The organism is Aetokthonos hydrillicola CCALA 1050 (assembly GCF_017591665.1).
GTDB classification, from domain to species: domain Bacteria; phylum Cyanobacteriota; class Cyanobacteriia; order Cyanobacteriales; family Nostocaceae; genus Aetokthonos; species Aetokthonos hydrillicola.
Genome location: NZ_JAAKGC010000360.1, coordinates 1 through 1712 on the forward strand (window position 1 = coordinate 1; position 1712 = coordinate 1712).

Genomic DNA, 1712 nt, shown 5'->3' on the forward strand with positions numbered 1-1712 from the left:
TTTATCAATGCTTTCGTGCTTACACCGGATATAATCCAGATATTACTCTGTCAGGAGGAATCAGTATCGCAGATGCTAAATTTCCTCTCTATCAAGCTGCGGAAGAATCAGGTGAAGCTGAAGACGCAGCCAAAGGAAATGGGAAAGATAGTTTAGGCTTATTTGGTGAAGTATTTAAATGGGATGAATGGTTAGGAATTGAAGATATTAGTTTAGTCGATTCAGAAATAAGAAAATATCTCAACAAAGAATCTCAACCAAAGCTATTAGGTATATTACCTTTTGTTAAGAGATTGGAACAAGAGAACATAGGAATAAATTATTCGCGTAATTTTGTCCGTAATTTACTAATTACCGCGCAAACACAAGAGCAGGCTTTAAAAAAAATTGATGACAGAAAAACAGAGGAGGCGATAGGTACACGATACTATTTGCATTTACCCAAAATTGCTTATACTCTTTCTCGATTACCCCAAAACGTCTTAAAGGATGAGGAGTTTCGTACTTCATTGAAAAATCCTTATAATTCACTTTATTTTCGTGCAATTGCAAATTGGATTGAACTCCTAAACAGAGCATCATAAATATGGCAGAAACAATCGTTCAAGAAATTACTACAACAATTCAAGGTTTGAAAGAAGGGCTAAAATCATATCCAATACGCGACCTTGTGAAACATGCTGAGAAATTTGGTTCCCATCTCAAACAACAACGACTAGAAACAAATCAAGTCAGGAAGTTTTTAGATGCTATTAATCAGTTAAAAGCTCAATTAACACAGCCAGATGAAATTATTTTGCAAGAGTTAAATCGAATACAAAATAAAGCAGAGCAAGAAAAGAGCCAAATTAAGGAACAAAAAGATATTTCCAGTGAAGATTTACTGACTAAAATCAAAAATATCCAAAAAAAAGCTGATTTAGAGAAGGGAGAAATAATATTTGCTCAAATCGAAGCCGATGTTGTTCTCCTCAAGCCAAAACTTGCCTATGCATCTGCAAGACAAAAGGCTGCTAAACCGTTAGCAGATGTCATGTCAGCAGCAATTGATAAAGTAAAAAGTAAGGAAGATTTTGAACGTTTAGTTCAATTAATTGAATCAATTATTGCCTATCATAAAGCAGAAGGTGGAAAATAATAATGCCTGCATCAATTGAACAAAAACCTTTACTTGGTAAAGTTACAATTAACACTCACCTAATAGTCGAAACAGGCTTGCATATTGGTGGTGGTGGTGAAAATCTGGACATCGGAGGTTTAGATAAACCCGTTATCCGTGATCCTATTACTCAATATCCTTATCTTCCTGGTTCATCTATCAAAGGCAAATTACGTTCAATTTTAGAAAGGTTGTTAAATAAACCTCTTAATCGTACGGGAGGAAGCGGTACTTATCGTTACGAAAGTGATGATTTAGAAGATGGATTTACCGAAATTGATGGGCTATTAATACGTTATGAAGGCGCAAATACCTGTCAGGTATCCCGACTTTTTGGTTCAACTGGTGGTACCAATTGTTGGTTAGAGAGAGAAAAGGTTGAATCACAAGCATTAGAACGGGTACAAAATGTCTCACCTCGTCATATTGTTTGGGCTAATGAAGCTAAAACAGGCAGATTTGTAAACAATAATCAAGCACAACTTAATAGAGGAGAAGTTCTCAAAGAATTTATAAAAGTTAAAGGACGCAACTGTCCAGCACGTTTGATTAT

The 1712-nt window shown here is 35.3% G+C and carries 3 protein-coding genes; all 3 read left to right on the plus strand.

Annotated features, from left to right (window positions below; translation table 11 throughout):
- Positions 1-584: Cas10/Cmr2 second palm domain-containing protein (locus G4P69_RS37915; protein WP_422614393.1), on the plus strand; the 584-nt coding region annotated here is incomplete at its 5' end.
- 2 nt (positions 585-586) lie between these two features.
- Positions 587-1138 carry a type III-A CRISPR-associated protein Csm2 gene (csm2, locus tag G4P69_RS37920; protein ID WP_208339493.1) on the plus strand — a complete coding sequence of 184 codons (552 nt, stop codon included), beginning with the start codon at positions 587-589 and terminating at the stop codon, positions 1136-1138.
- 2 nt (positions 1139-1140) lie between these two features.
- Positions 1141-1712, plus strand: a 572-nt coding sequence (gene csm3, locus G4P69_RS37925) for a type III-A CRISPR-associated RAMP protein Csm3 (protein WP_208355083.1), incomplete at its 3' end; no start/stop codon positions are given.